Origin of the sequence: Streptomyces sp. AC602_WCS936 (assembly GCF_019049125.1) — a bacterium.
Taxonomy (GTDB): Bacteria; Actinomycetota; Actinomycetes; order Streptomycetales; family Streptomycetaceae; genus Streptomyces.
On sequence record NZ_JAGMUF010000007.1, the window covers coordinates 1 to 15,092 of the forward strand.

A 15,092-nucleotide genomic window follows, 5' to 3' on the forward strand; every position below is an offset into this window, starting at 1 on the left:
CGGCCGTCAGGTGCGGGTGGGACGCCGCAGCAGGAACACGGCGGCCAGGACCGCGGCCGCGAAGGACACGGCCGAGATGACGAGCATCCCCGCGTGCACCCCGTCGGTGAACGCCTGGCCCAGGGCGGCGTGCACCCCGTCCGGCGCGGCGCCGCCGGGGCCGCTGTCCGCCCGGTCCAGGACGACGTCCGCGACCTGGGGCGGCACTCCCGCGGCATCCAGTTCGGCGGGCAGCGCGTCCAGGAAGCGCAGGGACAGCACCGCGCCGAGCGCCGCGGTGGCCAGCACCGAGCCGACCTGCCGGAAGGCGGTCACCGCGGAGGACGCGGCGGGCGCGGCCTGCGGTGGTACGACGGACAGTGCGGCCGTCGTCGAGGGGGCGACCACCAGACCGGACCCGAGCCCGGCCAGCACCAGGCCGGCCGCGGTGACGCCGTAGGGGCTGTCGGGCCGTTGCAGCAGCAGCACCAGGCCGGCGACGCCGGTCAGCGCACAGCCCGCCACCAGGAGCCGGGCGGCCCCGACCCGGCCGGCGAGCCGGGAGGCCAGGGCGGTGGAGAGCACGAACGCGGCCATCGCGGCGAGCAGCCGCACGCCGGTGTCCAGGGCGTCGGCGCCCTGCACCCGCTGGAGGAACTGCACCTCGAGGAAGGTCACCCCGACGAACGCGAACAGTCCGGCGGCGGCCACCACCAGCGCGGCGGTGTACGGCGCCGAGCGCATCATGCGCACGTTGAGCATCGGCACGGGGACCCGGGCCTCGACGACGGCGAGCGCGGCGAGCGCGGCCACGGCGACGACCAGAGTGGCGACGATGCGCGGATCGCCGTAGCCGACCCGGCCGCCGACGGCCGTGCCGGTCACCAGGCAGCCCAGGCCGACCACCGCGAGGAACTGCCCCGGCCAGTCCAGCGGCCGGCCCGGCACCCGGGTCTCGGGCACGGCGTACAGCGTGACGGCGACGGTCACCACGGCGAGGACCGCGTTGACGAGGTAGACCGCGTGCCAGCCGGACGCGTCCAGCAGGGTCCCGCCGATGAGCGGTCCGAGGGCCAGGCCGAAGCCGGAGACCGACACCCACACCGAGATCTTCCGTCCGCGTTCGCGGGGGTCGGTGAAGGACGTGGTGATCAGGGCCAGCGAGGTGGGCAGGACCAGCGCCCCGCCCACGCCGCTGATCGCCCGGCCGACGAGCACCTGCGCGTAGCCGTCGCCCGCGGCCACCACCAGGGAACCGGCGGCGAGCGCGACGACGCCCAGGAGGAACACGCGGCGCCTGCCGTAGCGTTCGCCGAAGGCACCGCCGGAGAGGACTCCGGCCGCCACCACCAGGGTGTAGGTGCTGGAGACCCAGCTGAGGTCGGCGGTCGCCACGCCCAGGTCGACCTGCATGGCGCGCAGTGTCGAGATGGCCGCGGTGACCTCGATGAAGGACATGAACAGGCCGAGGCAGCTGGCGAGGAGCAGCAGCCGGGGCCGGGCGATCGGCGGGCCGGCCGCGGGCGGTGCGCCCGCGGCGGCCACCGGGGGGCTGGGTGTGGTGGTCACGTCACTGCCTCCTCTCAGGCGGCGGCCCGGCCGTGCCGCGGCCCGGAGGCCGCGACCGGGCCGTCGCCGCCCCGGTGGACGTGCTCGGTCGCCTTGGCCATGCCGAACAGCGGCATGTTCCGGTAGATGATGTGCATCTGGTCGGGACGGGTCACGTACGCCTCGTGCCAGACGCCGACGTCTCCGCTGTTGCCGACACTGCGGTTGAAGTTCCGCCAGCCGGGGACGTGTTCGGCCTGGGCGTTGCGGGCGTAGGCCATCAGGTCGTCGAGGCTGCGCCAGTACTGCAGGACCACGGTGGTGCGGCCGAACCAGACGTGGTAGCCGAGGAATCCGTGCTCCGAGCGCTGGTTGACCTCCTTGAGCATGGGCACCATGGCCCGGAAAGCGGGGAGCCAGCGGTGGATCTTCCACCAGGCGTTGACGCGCATCCCGATCAGGAAGACGACCGTTCCCTCGGGCGGCTCGGCGGCGTATCGGCCGGGGTGGACCTTCTGCCCCATGTCGGACGCTCCTTCAGGTCGTGGGGGTCGGTGGGGGGAGCGGGCGGTGCGGCGGGCCCTCAGAAGGGGTAGCGCCGCGGCGGGGTGCTCTCGGTGGTCAGGCGCCACTGGGTGAAGGCCTCCACGGCGGCCGTCCCGCCGAAGCGGCCGCCGTTGCCCGAGCAGCCGACCCCGCCGAACGGCAGCTGCGGTTCGGACACCACGGTCTGGTCGTTCACGTGGACCATCCCGGCGCGCAGCCGGCCGGCCACCGCGCGGGCCGCCTCGGGCGCACCGCCGTACACCGCCGCCGCGAGGCCGTGGTCGGTGGCGTTGGCGAGGGCGACGGCCTCGTCGTCGTCGGTGAAGACGGTGACGGGGGCGACGGGGCCGAACACCTCCTCGTCGAACGCCCGCATGCCGGGGCGGACGCCGTCCAGGACCGTGGGCCGGTGCAGCAGTCCCTCGGCCGTTCCGCCGCACACCAGACGGGCGCCGGCGGCGACCGTGTCGGCGACGATCGCGCGCACCTTGGCCAGTTGGCGTTCGTCGATCAGCGGCCCGATCCGGGTGGCGGCGTCGGCGGGATCGCCGACGGTGAGGGCCCCGGCCTTCTCGGCGAGTACGGCGGTGTACCGCTCGGCGACCGAGCGGTGGACCAGGTGCCGGCCGACGGCGATGCACAGCTGGCCGGAGTGGACGAAGGAGCCGAAGGCGCCGGCGGAGGCCGCGGCGTCGACGTCGGCGTCGGCGAGGACGACGAAGGCGTTGTTGCCGCCCAGTTCCAGCGAGACCTTCTTCAGCAGTTCGCCCGCGCGGCGGGCGACGGCCCGGCCGGCCGCGGTGGAGCCGGTGAAGGAGACCATCTCCACTTCCGGCGCCTCGACGAGGGCCGTGCCGGTCGCGGCGCCGCCGGGCAGTACGTGCAGCAGGCCGGCCGGCAGTCCGGCCCGCCGCAGCAGCCAGGCCACGAACCGTCCGCCCACCACGGGGGTGTGGGGGTCGGGTTTGAGCAGCACGGCGTTGCCGAGCGCGAGGGCGGGGGCCACCGAGCGCAGGGCCAGCATCAGCGGCATGTTCCAGGGGGTGATGACGCCCACGACGCCCAGCGGCACCCGCTCGGCGCGGGCGGTACGGCCCTCGACGGCGCTGTCCAGGGCGACCGGTGCCGCGGCCTGCTCGGCGAGGCCGGCCGCGGTGGCCAGCTCGCCCATGGCCGCGCCCAGTTCCATCTCGGCCTTGGCGCGGATCGCGCCGGTCTCCCGGACGAAGAGGTCCAGCAGGTCCGACGGCGGTTCGGCGAGCAGCCCGAGCGCCCGGCGCAGTACCGCGGCCCGTTCCGCGGGGGTGCGGGCGGCCCAGCCGGGCTGGGCGGCGGCGGCCTCGGCCGCGGCGGCCCGCACCTCGGCACTCGTGGTCATCGACGCTCTCCCCTCAGCACTGACGGCCAGTACTGACAGTACTGACATGTCAAGGTTGACATGACCTAGAGAACAGTGTCAACATTTACATGTCAAGGGTGTCACTCACCGGATGGCTCAAAACGATGGATGGGGTGAAGGCGCCATGTCCCTGCGGATGGCTCTTCTCGGTCTGCTGGTCACCAAGGGCCCGACCAACGGCTACGCGCTGACCAGGACGTTCGCCGACTCCCTGAGTCACGTCTGGTCGGCCCAGCACAGCCAGGTGTATCCGGAGCTGGCGCGCTTGGCCGAGACCGGACTCGTCACCGTCGAGGACGAGGGACCGCGCGGCCAGAAGCGCTACAGCGTCACCGAGGCCGGCCGGGACGCGCTGCGGCACTGGCTCACCCACGTGGAACCGAACCGCACCGTGCGCAACGAGAACGCGCTGCGGGCCTTCCTGCTGCCCACCCTCGACCGCGAGGACGCGGTCCGGCTGGTGCGGGAGGAGGCCAAGTACTACCAGCGGCGCACCGAGGAGATCACCCACCAGCGCGACATGCTGCGCGACCCGCAGAGCACCGGCTTCGGCGTGTACGCCGCCGAGCTGGGCGTGCGGATCTCCTCCGCCATCGCCGACTGGGCCGAGTGGGCCGCCGCCCAGCTGGAGGCCGACGGGTCCGGCGACCCCGCGGCGAGTGAGGAGCAGTCACCTTCCTGGTGACCCTGGGCATCGGCCCGCTCGCCGGCTGACCGCGCGCCCGGGTCTCCGCCCGCCGGGAAGAATTCCGTGGCGCCGGACGTATCCAGGACTCCCCCGCGCCCTCTGTATCTGCAACGGCGGCGACGACGCACGAGGGAGCGTGAGAGCACGTGACGGACACCGGGATCTGGCGTCTGCTCGAACCGAGTGCGCTGATCGACCCGCACCCCCTCTACCGGGCCTGGCGGGAACAGGGCCCGGTCATCTGGGACTCCGGCATCGAGGCCTGGCTGGTCACCGGATACGAGGAGGCGTTCACCACCCTGCGGGACGTCGAGACCTTCTGCCAGGACTGGCGGCGGGTCGGCGTGGACACCCCGCCCGCGCTGCTGAGCCTGCAGACCCTGGACCCGCCCGAGCACACCCGGATACGCAAGCTGATGCTCGACGGCTTCAAGGCCGCCGACCCGGCCCGGCTGACCGAGGCGGTCACCGCCGTGCTCGACGAGCAACTGGCGCTGGCGGAGAAGGAGGACGACGGCTTCGACTTCGTACGGCTGGTCGCGGAGCCCGTCGCCCTGCGGGCCGTCACCGCGCTGCTGGGCGTTCAGCAGCCGGACCGGGACTGGTTCGTGCCGCTGTCCAACGCCATCGTCGACGGCATGGACGCCAGCCTGCGGCCCGAGTGCTACGAACCCGGGGTCGCGGCCCGCGCCGAGCTGTCGCGGCTGGTGGGCCGCTGGCTCGAGGAACCACTGCCGGACGGTTTCACCACGCACGTCCTGGCCAAGGCGCCGGACGCGGGCGTCGACCGCGAGGTCCTGCTCAACTCGCTGCGGGTGGTGCTGCAGGCGGGGTTCCAGACGGCCAGCCGGTTCCTGGTCACCGGCTTGCTGACCCTGTTGCGCGTCCCGCCGGGCGAACGCGTCGTGGTGGACACCGACAAGGCCGTCCACGAACTGGTCCGCCACTCCGGCCCCGTACACGTGGAGAGCCGGGCATGCGTCCGCGACACCGTGCTGGGCGGGCAGCGGATCCGCAGGGGCGAGGTCGTCTCCTGCTTCCTCGGCGCCGCCAACCGGGACGCCTCGGTCTTCGACGAGCCCGAGAGGCTCGTCTGGGACCGCACGCCCAACCGTCATCTGGGCTTCGGCCGTGGCCCGCACGCCTGCCTCGGCGCCCAGGTCGCCGTGGAGGTCGCCCGCCACGTCTTCGGCACCGTCGGCCGCCGTTTCCCCGAGGCCCGGCTGCTGGCCGAGCCGGTGCCGCGGCCCAATGTGACCGAGCACGGGATGTACTCCCTCCGAGTTTCGTTCTGACGTGCCGCCCCGCCCCCGTCGGGGCCCGCCGGAACGAGCCCCCCGCCCCCGAGACCGCCAGGAGGTGACAGCGATGCGTCACGCCCACTGAATCCCCCGCGACGCGGGACGAGTCCCCCACACGCGGGACTGAGCCAAGCACATGGTCTGCCGGACCCCGGGACGCCCGGGGCCCGGCAGACCAGTGGCGCTTCCGACAGGACGACACACGAGCGAGGAGGAACACCTGTGGGACGGACCGAAGCCGGCCCGGCCCCGGCCTCCGCGACCCCGGCACCCGGCTACGGGGCGGTGCTGCGGGCCCCGGGCATGCGGGCCGTGTTCGCCGCCCACGCCGTCTCCATGGCCGGCAAACTGGCCGCCGAGGTGGCCCTGTCGATCCTCGTCTACCAGCGCACCGGCTCCCCGCTGCTGTCGTCGCTGGTGCTGGTCTGCGCCTTCCTGCCGCACGCCGTCGGCGGCACCGCCCTGTCCGCCCTCGCCGACCGCTTCCCGCCCCGCCGGGTCCTCGTCGGCTGCGACCTGCTCGCCGCCGCGTGCGTCGCGGCCATGCTCGTCCCCGGCCTGCCCGTCGCCGCGCTGCTGCTGCTCCTGCTGACCACCGGGTTCGTCGCCCCCGTCACGCAGGGCGCCCGCGCCGCGAGCCTGACCCAACTGCTCGACGAGGACCTCTTCCCGGTGGGCCGCTCGCTGCTGCGGACCATCAGCCAGACCGCCGTCGTCGCCGGGTTCGCCCTGGGCAGCGTCCTGGTCGCCGCGATCGGCCCGCACTGGATGCTCGCCGCCGACGCCGCGAGCCTGCTGCTGTCCGCCGCCCTGATCCGCCTGTGCACACCCGCCACGCCGGCCCTCGCACCGGACGGCCGCCGCTCCCCCGCCGGTGTCCTCGCCGACTCCGCCGACGGCCTGCGGCGCCTGTTCGCCGACCGCCGAGTCCGCCGGCTCGTGCTGCTGACGTGGGCCGTGCCCGGATTCTCCGCCGTCGGCGACGGCCTGGCCGTCGCCTACACCACCCACGCCGGTGCCCCCGCCACCGCCGCGGGCGCCCTGTTCACCGGGTACGCCGTCGGCACGGTGCTCGGCGAGAGTGCGGTGGCGCGGCTCGCGCCGACGCGCCGGCGACGGCTCGTCGTACCGCTGCTGCTCTGCTCCCAGGTCCCGCTGGTCGCGTTCTTCCTGGCGCCGCCCGTGCCCGTCGCGGTGGCGCTGCTGGCCCTGTCCGGGGCCGGCTTCGCCTGCAACCAGGGGATCGACCCGCTGATCCTGTCGGCGACCGAACCGGCCTACCGCGGGCGCCTGTTCACCGTGCAGACCAGCGGCATGATGACCGTGCAGGGCGTCGCCATCGCGCTGTCCGGCGCGGCCGGCACCGTCCTCGCCCCCAGCCTGGTCATCGGCGCGGCCGGGGTGGCGGGAACGGCCGTGGTCCTCACCCTCTTCCTGCGGGCCCGCACCCCGTGACCACCGCCGCGGCCCAGGCCTCGCGCACGGCGCGGGCCCGGTCCTCCTCCAGCCGGCCGGAGCGGCCGCGGGCGGCGGAGTCGACGTCGACGCCGAGGAAGCGGGGATGGGTGGTGAGGTGCGCGTAGGCCGGGGCGTTCGCGGCGTCCAGGCCACCGGCCAGGAGGAAGGGCCGGGTGAGACGGTCGGCGAGGGCCGCGGCCGCCGACGCGTCGAGGGGCCGGCCGGTGGAGCCGAGGGCGCCGTCCGAGGTGGCGGTGTCCAGCAGGAACACGTCGGTGCCGGTGCGCTCGTAGGCGCGCAGCAGCCCGGACTCCGGGCACCGGCTCCCGCGCAGGTGCAGCACCTTGACGACGGTCGTCTCCTCCGGGGCGTGCCGCTTGAGGGCGCGGACCAGGGCCGGGGGCTGGTAGCCGTGCAGCTGGACCCAGCGGATCCCGGTGGCCCCGAGGGCGGCGGTCAGCTCGTCGCGGTCCGCGGAGAGGGTGACCAGGACCGGGGTCAGCCCGCCCGCCCGGGCCGTGGCGGCCAGGTCGGCCAGCCGGTCGAGCGGCAGCTCCGCCCGGCCGCCGGGGACCGCGTGCCACAGGCCGACGAGGTCGGCGCCCGCGGCGGCCAGGTCCCGGACCTCGCGCCGGGTGACGGCGCCGCAGAACTTCACCAGCGTCACGCCGCGCTCCCGCCGCCCGCCTCGTCGGCCAGACTGCCGGCGGCGAAGCCGGTGCCGTCGCCCCGGAAGAGGCCGGGGTGTGCGGCGCGCAGGTCGGCGAGGACGGCCTCGTAGGGCAGGTCGTCGAACTCCCCGTGGTGGCGCAGGAACTCCATCTGGCGGCGGCCCTCGGCGTCGTAGGGGTGGTGCACGCTGTCGGCCGTCCCGTCGAAGTCGAGGGGCGCCATGCGGTACAGCCGGCACAGCGTCCGGTTGAACACCGGGGTTGCCTTCACCCAGCGGCCGTCCAGGAACACCGTCGTCAGGCAGTGCTGGTGGAAGACGTCGCCGCCGAGCAGGCGGATCAGGCGCGGGGAGGCCAGGTGGTTGCGTACGTCGGTGAGGACCAGCCGGGCGGGGACGCCGACGGAGCGCAGCGCGGCCGCGTAGACGACGGACTTGTGCAGGCACATCCCGGAGCCGGAGCGCAGGACACTGCTCGCCCGCAGGCCCTCGCGGCTGAGGTCGGCGCCGTAGACCTCGTAACGGATGCCGTCGCGCACGGCGTAGTAGAGCGCCACGGCCCGCTCCGTGGCGGTCGCGTCCGGGGCGGCCCGGGCGAGGGCCGTGCGGACGAACGCGGTCACCTCGGGGGAGGTGTGGTCGAGGAAGGCGGTGGCGCGCAGGGCGGCGTCGGTCATGGGCTGTCCTTCGGGTCCTTGGCGGCCTTCGGGTTCTTGGTGGCCTTCGGGTTCCTGGGGCCTCGGGGTCTTCCCCGGGTCACAGGCCGAGCATGGTGGCGATGCGGTTGCGCTGGATCTCGGAGCTGCCCGAGTAGATGGTCCCGGCCACCGAGTTGCGCAGCTCCTTCTCGATGCCGTACTCGGCCATGTAGCCGTTGCCGCCGAAGATCTGGACGGCGGCGAGGGCGGAGGCGACGTTGGCCTCGCTGGTGACGAGTTTGGTGATCGCGACGTCCTCGGTGACGTTCTCCCCGGCCACGAGCTTCTCGGCGGTGCCGAACAGCCAGCGGCGGGCGGTCTCCACGCCGATCCGCATGTCGACGATGCGGTGGGAGACGGCCTGGAAGGAGCCGATGGCCTGGCCGAACTGGGTGCGGGTGCGGGCGTGTTCGACGCAGCGTGCCAGGCGGTGGCTCATCTCGCCGGCGGTGACGGCGAAGGAGCACAGGATCTCCCACTTCATCACGTGGTCCAGGACCAGGAAGCCGCCACCGACGCGGCCGAGGACCCGGTCGGCGGGAATCCGGCAGCCGTCGAGGAACAGCTCGCCCAGCGGCGAGGTCCGCAGGCCCATCTTGCTCACCGGGCGCCCGACGTCGAGGCCGGGGGTGTCCCGGTCGACGAGGAAGGCGGTGATGCCGAGCGGGCCGCCGCGCGGATCGGTCCTGGCGTACACCACGAACACGTCGGCGATCGGGCCGTTGCTGACGAACGCCTTGCCTCCGGTGAGGACGAAGGTGTCGCCGTCGCGTTCGGCACGGGTGCGCATCGCCAGGGCGTCGGAGCCGCTGTCGGGTTCGCTGATGGCATGGGCGCCGATCAGCTCCCCGGAGCAGATGCCGGGCAGGTGGCGCTCCTTGAGCGCGGCGGAGCCGAACCGCTGCAGCGGCACGCCGGTACTGACCATGCTGGTGCACACCGAGAAGCTCAGTCCCGCGTCGCGGCAGCCCTCCCCCAGTCCCTCCAGCACGTACATCGTGGTGGACAGGGACCGGCCGAGGCCGCCGTAGCGTTCCTCGAAGGGCAGGCCGAGGATGCCGGTGCGCCGGACCAGCTCCCAGGTGTCCCGGGAGAAGTCGGCCTCGGCGTCCCGCTCGACATGGCCGTCGCTCAGCTTGTCGAGCCACGGCCGCAGACCCTGGCGCAGTGCCTCGTCGTCGTCGCTGAAGCGCATGTCACGCCGTCCCGGTCCCGGCGGGTGCCGGCTCGGGGATGGGGGCGGTCACGGGGGGTGCTCCTTCCGTCGGGGTACGGGGGTCGGGGCGCAGGGCGCCGGTGAACGCGGCGAGCCGGGTCACGGGGTCGTCGCCCGCCTCCAGTGCCTGCTCGATCCGGGCGACGGCGGCGCTGCCGATCACGGCGGCGTCGGCGCCGAGCCGCGCCAGCCGTTCGACGTCGGCGGCCGTGCGTACGCCGAAGCCGACGGCGACGGGCACGCGCGCGGCGGGGCGCAGCGCGCCGATCGTCCGGGACAGCGCGGTCTCGTCGGGCGGTGCGGCGGTGCCGCTGCGGCCGTAGTGCGCGACCAGGTAGACGTAGGCGGAGGCGTCGGCGGCGGCGCGGGCCACGGCTTCGGGCCGGGAGACGGCGTAGCAGGTGGCCACGACCGGCAGCGCGGCCCGCGCCGCGGCGTCGAGGTAGGGCTCGCGCAGTCGGGGCGGCAGTCCGTGCAGCAGCAGCCCGTCGCATCCGGCGTCGGCGGCGCGGGCGGTGAAGGCGGTGAGTCCGGGGCCCTTGACGGTGTGGCCGAAGTCGGCGAGCAGGGCGATGCGCAGCCGGCGCAGGGAGGGGCGCAGGGCCGCGACCGCGTCGAGGACGGCGGTGGCGGTGGTGCCGGCGTCCAGGGCACGGCGGGCCGAGCGGCGCACGACGGGACCGTCGGTGACGGAGTCGGGGAAGGGCACGGCGAGTTCGAGGCACTCCACACCGCTGTCGTCGAGCATGGCGGCGAGGTCGGGCAGGCGGTCCAGGGGCGGGTCGCCGGCGTTGAGGAAGACGGCGAGGCCGGGCTGTCCGTCGCCGCGCCGGGGGAAGAATCCCTGCGTCGGGGGCGCGGCGGCGGCGCGGCGCCCTCGGGACTCGGCGTGGGGCATGTCGGCTCCTCCTGGCGGGCGGTGTGCGGCTGGGGTGCGGCTGACGCGTCGTCGGGACCAGGTCGGTGCCGGGCTCCGTGGCCGGCCGTCAGGCGGGCAGGAGCGCCTGGGCGACCCGCTCGCGGTCGACCTTGCCGGTGCTGGTCCTGGGCAGGGGGTCCGCGGTGACGCGCACCGTGGAGGGGATCGCGGCGCGGGGCAGTCCGCGCGCCAGGTGGCCGCGCAGCGTCAGGCTGTCGAGGCCGTCGGCGCCCCGGTCGCCGCGCACCACGGCGTGCAGCAGCTTCCCGGCCACCGGGTCGGGCAGGGCCAGCACGGCCGCCTCGCGCACCAGGGGGTGGGCGAGCAGGACCGCCTCGACCTCCTGCGGGTTGACGCGTACGCCGCGCACCTTGACCTGGAAGTCGGTGCGGCCCCGAAGGGTGAAGGTGCCGTCGGCCGCCCGGTGCACGAGGTCGCCGCTGCGGAAGTAGCGGCGGCCGGGCAGGCCCCGCGGGTGGGGGGCGAAGGCGGGACCGGCGGGCGCGCCGAGGTAGCCCTCGCTCTGGAACGGGGTGGAGACGTACAGCTCGCCGCGTCCCTCGCCGTCGACGACCGTGCCGTCCTCGGCGACGACCAGGGCGTGCACGCCGGGCAGCGGCCGGCCGATCGGCAGCGGGCCCGGGCCGGTGTCCCGGGCCGGGACGACCTCGTGCACGAAGCTGTCGTTGGTCTCGGTGCAGCCGTAGACGTTGTGCAGGCGGGCCGCGGGCAGCAGCGGGGGCAGCTCGGCCAGGAGGGGTGCGGGCAGGGCGTCGCCGGTGGTGAGGGCGTGCCGCACCGCGGGCAGCGCGCGCCCCGGGGCGGCGTCGGCGAGCAGCCGGAAGAACATGGGCACCGCCTGGACGACCTCGACCCGGTGCCGCTGGAGCAGGCCGAACAGGTGGGTGCCGCGGGTGGCGCGGCCGGGGTCGGCGAGCACGACCCGGCCGCCGCGGGCGAGCGTGGTCCACACGTCCAGCAGGCACAGGTCGAAGTTGAGCGGCGCGTGGTTGAGGACCGGGGTGTCCTCGGCGATACCGAAGGCGTCGCCCGCCCAGGCGGTGAAGCGGTCGACGGCCGCCGCGGGCAGCGGAACCGCCTTGGGCACGCCGGTGGAGCCGGAGGTCGTCAGGACGAAGGCGGTGGTGTCCGGCCGGGCCGGCGCGGGCCCGTACGGTTCGGCGGTGGCGCGGTCGTCGTCCCGCGCGGTCAGGAGCCGGCTGGCGCCGGCCGCCTCGGTGAGCCGGGCGCGGACGTCCTGGCCGAGGGTGGGCGAGGGCAGCAGCACCGGCCGGCGCTCCAGCAGGCAGGCGAGCACCAGGGCGATGGTGGCGGGCGACTTGACGGCGAGGACACCGACCGGTTCGCCGGGCGCGAGGCCGGGGCCCGCGACGCGACCGCGCTGGGCGGTGGCCCGGGCCAGCAGTGTCCCGTAGGTGACCTCCTCGCAGTCTCCGGTCAGTGCCACGGCGTCCGGCCGGCGCCGGGCCTGTGCCAGGAAGCCGTCCACCAGCGTGGCGTTCATGCGCTGCTCCCCTGCCGTCGTCATAGCCGGGTCATCGCCTCGTCTTCGCTCGGTTCCGGGCGCGTCGTCCGCCTCGATGCTCGGGCCGGGCCCTGGAGCGGCGTTCGAGCCGCGGTGCAGGCGGCCGGCCGGGACCGGAACGGCAGCGGTGCCGTGGACACAGGGGGGATGTGTCCACGGCACCTGGGAGGGGTGGTCCGAGGGGGCCGCGTCAGCTGCCGTGGGTCACCTGGCGGTCGACCCAGTCCTGGGCGCGGCCGTACCAGTAGCCGGTGGTGCGGTGCAGGTTGAGCACATGGCCGGTGCGGGGCACCACGATGGCCTCCAGCCGGGCCTTCGGCCCGTACAGCGGGGCGGCGGAGGCGCGCAGTGCGGCGGAGGTGGAGCAGTCGCTGCCGGAGCCGCCGCAGATGAGCCGGTCGTTCTGGCCGACGACGATCAGCACGGGGACGGTGATGCGCCGGTTGAGGGAGATGTCCCCGAAGTCGGGGTCGGCAGGGTACACGTCGGGTTCCGGGTTCAGCTCGTCGTGGAGCACGACCCGCGGGTCGGCCGTGGCGTGGTCGTAGAACCAGGCCGCCTTCCCGCCCGGCGCGAGCGCCAGGTAGCCGTCGTCCAGTTCGCGCCGGGCCAGCAGCGGCTGCCGGGAGGCGGGCCCGTACAACGGGCCCATCGCCGCGAAGTCGGCGTCGTCGGGCGGGGCTCCCTCGCCGGTCAGGATCAGCCCGTCGACGGCGCCCGGATGGTGGACGGCGACCATCCGGGCGACGGTCGCGCCGAACGAGTTGCCGACCAGGACCACCTTGCGGTGGCCGCGTTCGCGCAGCAGCCGTGCCAGGTGCAGCACGACCGCCTCGTGGGTCTTCCCGCTGAAACGGGAGCTGTGCGGGGCGGAGCTGCGGCCGGTGCCCAGCCGGTCGACGGCCAGGGCCGTGTGTCCGGCGCGGGCGGCGGCCTCCATGTAGGAGGGGCCGCGGGCGTTCCCGCGGATCGTCCAGTACGTGTGGTCGTAGGTGCCGCCGTGCAGCAGGAGCTGGGCGGTGGTGGCGCGCCGGCCGCGTGGCGCGCACAGGGTGCCGGCGATGCGCTGGTCGGCTCGGGCGCCCGGAGTGAGGGGGACCTTGTCGGAGAAGGGCGCGCAGCGGATGGCGGTGGTGGCACGGGGGCCTTCGGCCACCGCCGTGGGGGTCGTGGTGAACGCGGTCGCGGCGATCGCGGCCACACCGGCAACGGCGGTCAGCCTGGTACGAAGGCGCAGAGGCATGGTGTTCGTCTCCGCAGGTGGGGGGTGGGTGGGGGTGGGGATCAGCCGGTCAGGTTGCGGAACCGGCGTACGGACAGCGGGAAGAAGACCGCGAAGATGACGGCCGGCCACACCACGGCCATGAGGGTGGCGTGCTGCGCGATCCAGGAGTCGCCGCCCCAGCCGGGGTTGCCGAACAGTTCCCGGGTCGCGGCGACGGTCGAGGACAGCGGGTTCCACTCGGCGATGGCACCCAGCCAGCCCGGCATCGTGGACGGCGCGACGAAGGCGCTGGTGAGGAAGCCGACGGGGAACTCCAGGGTCTGCACCATGGTGATGCCCTCGGGTCCCTTCATCAGCAGGCCGAAGTAGATGCCCATCCAGGTGAGCGCGAACCGCAGCAGCAGGAGCAGTCCGACGGCGAACACGGTCTCGGCCGCGCTGCCGTGGGCCTCCCAGCCGACGGCGAGGCCGACGGCGAAGAGCACGGCGAGGGCGAGGACCGAGTTGAGCATGTCGGTGACGCACCGGCCGACCAGCACGGCGGAGGGCGCCATCGGCATGGCGCGGAAGCGGGAGGTGACGCCGCGGTTCTTGTCGGCGGAGACGGCGGTGACGGTCTCGCCCATGCCGAACACCATGGTCATCACGAACATGCCGGGGATGAGGAACTCGCGGTAGTTGCCGCCTCCGGGCACCTGCATGGCGCCGCCGAAGAAGTAACCGAACATCAGCACCATCAGCACGGGGAACAGCAGCCCGCTGATCACGGTGCCGGGTTCGCGGGTCCAGTGCGTCAGGCCGCGCAGGGTGACGGTCCAGCCGTCGGCCAGCGCCCAGCGCAGGCGCCCGAGGGGGCCGCGGGGCAGGTCGGGGATCGCGACGCTCATGCCGCTACGCCCTCCGTCTTCTTCTCGTCGCTGGTGTTCTGGTCGGTCTGTTCCGCCGAGGCGCCCGTGGCGGAACCGGTCAGGTGCAGGAAGACCTCGTCGAGGGTGGGCCGGCGCAGCGCGATGTCCTCGGCGGCGATACCGGCGGTGTCCAGGACGCGGACCACGTCGGTGAGGGCGGCGGCCCGGTCGCGCACCGGCACGGAGATCTGCCGGGTGTCCTCGTCGGTGGCGACCTCGCCGGTGGCGACCGGGGCGAGGACGCCGCCGGCGGCCCGCAGGTCGGCGGCCCGGCGCACCACCACGTCCACGCGGTCGCCGCCGATGCGGCCCTTGAGCTCGTCCGGGGTGCCCTCGGCGATGACCCGGCCGGAGTCGATGACGGAGATGCTGTCGGCCAGCTGGTCGGCCTCCTCCAGGTACTGCGTGGTGAGCAGCACGGTGGTGCCGCCGTCGACGAGGGCGCGGACGGCGTCCCAGACCTCGTTGCGGCTGCGCGGGTCCAGGCCGGTGGTCGGCTCGTCGAGGAAGAGCACCGGCGGCGCGAGCACCATGCTGGCCGCCAGGTCCAGGCGGCGGCGCATGCCTCCGGAGTACGACTTGACCGGCTTGGTGCCGGTGTCGGTGAGCCGGAACCGCTCCAGCAGCTCGTCCGCGCGGCGCCGGGCGGCGGCCGGGGAGAGGTGGTAGAGCCTGCCGAACATGACCAGGTTCTGCCGGCCGCTGAGGACCTCGTCGACGGCGGCGTGCTGGCCGACGAGCCCGATGCGGAAGCGGACCTGGGCGGACTGGCGGGCGACGTCGAAGCCGGCGACCTCGGCCCGGCCGGCGTCGGCGGACAGCAGGGTGGACAGGATGCCGACGGTGGTGGTCTTGCCGGCGCCGTTGGGGCCGAGCAGGCCGCACACCGAGCCCTCGGGCACGACGAGGTCGAGTCCGTCGAGGACGGTGGCCTTCCCATAGCTCTTGCGGAGCCCTTCGGCGACCACGGCCGGCTTGCTCGATTCCACGT

At 74.6% G+C, this 15,092-nt stretch carries 14 protein-coding genes; 3 read left to right on the forward strand and 11 right to left on the reverse strand.

Annotated features, from left to right (window positions below; translation table 11 throughout):
• Positions 1 to 6: 6 nt before the first annotated feature.
• The 3 genes from KUM03_RS02495 to KUM03_RS02500 are packed head-to-tail and all read right to left on the reverse strand — an operon-like array spanning position 7 to position 3,451.
• Positions 7 to 1,548: an MFS transporter gene (locus KUM03_RS02495; protein ID WP_308406233.1), complete on the reverse strand. Its 1,542-nt coding sequence runs from the start codon at positions 1,546 to 1,548 to the stop codon at positions 7 to 9.
• Between the two features lie 14 nt (positions 1,549 to 1,562).
• On the reverse strand, positions 1,563 to 2,051 hold the full coding sequence (locus tag KUM03_RS38095; RefSeq protein ID WP_254398737.1) for a DUF4188 domain-containing protein: 489 nt from the start codon (positions 2,049 to 2,051) through the stop codon (positions 1,563 to 1,565).
• Positions 2,052 to 2,110: 59 nt separating this feature from the next.
• Positions 2,111 to 3,451 carry an aldehyde dehydrogenase family protein gene (locus KUM03_RS02500; RefSeq protein ID WP_217245347.1) on the reverse strand — a complete coding sequence of 447 codons (1,341 nt, stop codon included), beginning with the start codon at positions 3,449 to 3,451 and terminating at the stop codon, positions 2,111 to 2,113.
• 145 nt (positions 3,452 to 3,596) lie between these two features.
• Between KUM03_RS02500 and KUM03_RS02505 the strand changes: the two genes are divergently transcribed.
• The 3 genes from KUM03_RS02505 to KUM03_RS02515 all read left to right on the forward strand — a co-directional run bounded on the left by KUM03_RS02505 (position 3,597) and on the right by KUM03_RS02515 (position 6,916).
• On the forward strand, positions 3,597 to 4,157 hold the full coding sequence (locus tag KUM03_RS02505) for a PadR family transcriptional regulator (protein WP_217245348.1): 561 nt from the start codon (positions 3,597 to 3,599) through the stop codon (positions 4,155 to 4,157).
• Positions 4,158 to 4,306: 149 nt separating this feature from the next.
• The gene (locus tag KUM03_RS38990; RefSeq protein WP_217245349.1) at positions 4,307 to 5,455 is read left to right on the forward strand and encodes a cytochrome P450; all 1,149 of its coding nucleotides are present in this window, start codon (positions 4,307 to 4,309) and stop codon (positions 5,453 to 5,455) included.
• Positions 5,456 to 5,683: 228 nt separating this feature from the next.
• Complete coding sequence (locus tag KUM03_RS02515; protein ID WP_217245350.1) at positions 5,684 to 6,916, forward strand: MFS transporter; 1,233 nt, start codon at positions 5,684 to 5,686, stop codon at positions 6,914 to 6,916.
• On the opposite strand, the gene KUM03_RS02520 is transcribed toward KUM03_RS02515, so the two are convergent.
• From KUM03_RS02520 to KUM03_RS02555, 8 genes are all read right to left on the reverse strand, one after another.
• Positions 6,885 to 7,586 (reverse strand): N-(5'-phosphoribosyl)anthranilate isomerase, encoded by a 702-nt coding sequence (locus KUM03_RS02520; protein WP_308406234.1) that lies wholly within the window; start codon positions 7,584 to 7,586, stop codon positions 6,885 to 6,887. The two genes, KUM03_RS02515 and KUM03_RS02520, sit on opposite strands and share 32 nt — an antisense overlap.
• A complete protein-coding gene (locus KUM03_RS02525) occupies positions 7,583 to 8,266 on the reverse strand; it encodes a transglutaminase family protein (RefSeq protein ID WP_217245351.1) in 684 nt (227 codons plus the stop codon). Before KUM03_RS02525 ends, KUM03_RS02520 begins: the two co-directional genes overlap by 4 nt.
• 79 nt (positions 8,267 to 8,345) lie before the next feature.
• Entirely contained in the window at positions 8,346 to 9,482 is a 1,137-nt protein-coding gene (locus tag KUM03_RS02530; protein WP_217245352.1) for an acyl-CoA dehydrogenase family protein, read from the reverse strand.
• Position 9,483: 1 nt separating this feature from the next.
• Positions 9,484 to 10,401 carry a tryptophan synthase subunit alpha gene (gene trpA / locus KUM03_RS02535; RefSeq protein WP_217245353.1) on the reverse strand — a complete coding sequence of 306 codons (918 nt, stop codon included), beginning with the start codon at positions 10,399 to 10,401 and terminating at the stop codon, positions 9,484 to 9,486.
• 88 nt (positions 10,402 to 10,489) lie between these two features.
• Positions 10,490 to 11,947: an AMP-binding protein gene (locus KUM03_RS02540; protein WP_217245354.1), complete on the reverse strand. Its 1,458-nt coding sequence runs from the start codon at positions 11,945 to 11,947 to the stop codon at positions 10,490 to 10,492.
• Between the two features lie 211 nt (positions 11,948 to 12,158).
• A complete protein-coding gene (locus KUM03_RS02545) occupies positions 12,159 to 13,211 on the reverse strand; it encodes an alpha/beta fold hydrolase (RefSeq protein WP_217245355.1) in 1,053 nt (350 codons plus the stop codon).
• Positions 13,212 to 13,252: 41 nt separating this feature from the next.
• Positions 13,253 to 14,080, reverse strand: coding sequence for an ABC transporter permease (locus KUM03_RS02550; RefSeq protein WP_217245356.1), 828 nt, complete (start codon positions 14,078 to 14,080; stop codon positions 13,253 to 13,255).
• A complete protein-coding gene (locus KUM03_RS02555) occupies positions 14,077 to 15,090 on the reverse strand; it encodes an ATP-binding cassette domain-containing protein (protein ID WP_217245357.1) in 1,014 nt (337 codons plus the stop codon). Before KUM03_RS02555 ends, KUM03_RS02550 begins: the two co-directional genes overlap by 4 nt.
• Positions 15,091 to 15,092: the final 2 nt, after the last annotated feature.

Bases quoted from the DNA above. Each gene is read 5' to 3' on its own strand.
- KUM03_RS38095 (WP_254398737.1), bottom strand. From the start codon at position 2,051: ATGGGGCAGAAGGTCCACCCCGGCCGATACGCCGCCGAGCCGCCCGAG.
- KUM03_RS02500 (WP_217245347.1), bottom strand. From the start codon at position 3,451: ATGACCACGAGTGCCGAGGTGCGGGCCGCCGCGGCCGAGGCCGCCGCC.
- KUM03_RS02505 (WP_217245348.1), top strand. From the start codon at position 3,597: ATGTCCCTGCGGATGGCTCTTCTCGGTCTGCTGGTCACCAAGGGCCCG.
- KUM03_RS02525 (WP_217245351.1), bottom strand. From the start codon at position 8,266: ATGACCGACGCCGCCCTGCGCGCCACCGCCTTCCTCGACCACACCTCC.
- KUM03_RS02530 (WP_217245352.1), bottom strand. From the start codon at position 9,482: ATGCGCTTCAGCGACGACGACGAGGCACTGCGCCAGGGTCTGCGGCCG.
- trpA (WP_217245353.1), bottom strand. From the start codon at position 10,401: ATGCCCCACGCCGAGTCCCGAGGGCGCCGCGCCGCCGCCGCGCCCCCG.
- KUM03_RS02540 (WP_217245354.1), bottom strand. From the start codon at position 11,947: ATGAACGCCACGCTGGTGGACGGCTTCCTGGCACAGGCCCGGCGCCGG.
- KUM03_RS02545 (WP_217245355.1), bottom strand. From the start codon at position 13,211: ATGCCTCTGCGCCTTCGTACCAGGCTGACCGCCGTTGCCGGTGTGGCC.
- KUM03_RS02550 (WP_217245356.1), bottom strand. From the start codon at position 14,080: ATGAGCGTCGCGATCCCCGACCTGCCCCGCGGCCCCCTCGGGCGCCTG.